This window comes from Aquabacterium parvum, assembly GCF_001447195.1.
GTDB lineage: Bacteria > Pseudomonadota > Gammaproteobacteria > Burkholderiales > Burkholderiaceae_C > Aquabacterium > Aquabacterium parvum.
Genome location: NZ_LFRI01000029.1, coordinates 1 through 842 on the forward strand (window position 1 = coordinate 1; position 842 = coordinate 842).

Annotated in this window: 1 protein-coding gene and 1 pseudogene; both read right to left on the reverse strand. The window is 53.4% G+C overall.

The window, feature by feature from the left end; translation table 11 throughout:
* Positions 1–263: pseudogene (locus ABG80_RS00475) on the reverse strand (phosphonate ABC transporter, permease protein PhnE); the annotation flags it as partial.
* Positions 264–842 (reverse strand): phosphate/phosphite/phosphonate ABC transporter substrate-binding protein (gene phnD, locus ABG80_RS00480; protein ID WP_058085846.1); only part of this gene is annotated, 579 nt, incomplete at its 5' end. It abuts the pseudogene before it with no gap.

Below are 842 nucleotides of genomic sequence, written 5' to 3' on the forward strand. Positions count from 1 at the left end.
CCGGCGATACTCATGGCCAAGGTATCCAGTACCGGTTTGACCCAGGTGCCAGCCTGCGAGAAGTTCGGTGGGAACATCTCGCCGGCAATTTTTACCAGGCTTGGCATGCCATCCTTCAATCGCTCGGCATCAAATAGGCCGACGTAATACCAGCAACCGATCACAATCGCCAGCACAACGGCAAACTGCAGTATCGTGCGGTTCCATACGCGCTGGCGCTCGGCCAGAATCAAACCAAAATCAGCTTGCATGCTGTCGCTCACTTAGAACTTCGACAGATCGAGCTTGAGCAGTGTGCCAAGGCTGCGCACCACGTCATAGTCTTTGTCGCTGATCGGGCCGAAACCATCGGCTTTGAAAGGTTTCAGGACTTCCGGATCTTTGAGATTCAAGAAGGCTGCACGGATCTTTTCCTTCAGTTCCGGCTTCAGATTGCTGCGCATGGTCCACGGGTATTGCGGATATGGCTTCGATTCGGCAAGAACTTTTACTTTGTTGGGATCGACCAGTCCGCGCTGAACCAGGGATTCAAAAATCGGCTTACTCAAGCCGCCAGCCTGCGCGTGACCGTTTTGCACGGCCATGGCCACCGCGTCATGCGCACCGGCAAAGTGTTCGCGATAGTTTTCGCCGGCTTTCAAACCGTTTTCCGCCAATATCGACTTCGGAATCAAATGGCTGGAGGTGGATGCCTTATCACCGTAAGCGACATTCTTGTTGACGATATCACTGATTTTGGCGATGCCGGCGCCAGTATTGGCGATCAATACGGACTGGTAGGTAGTGCTACCCTTTTGCTTCATCGCTGCGAATGGCTCGATGTCGCTCTTTTGCTTAGCCAG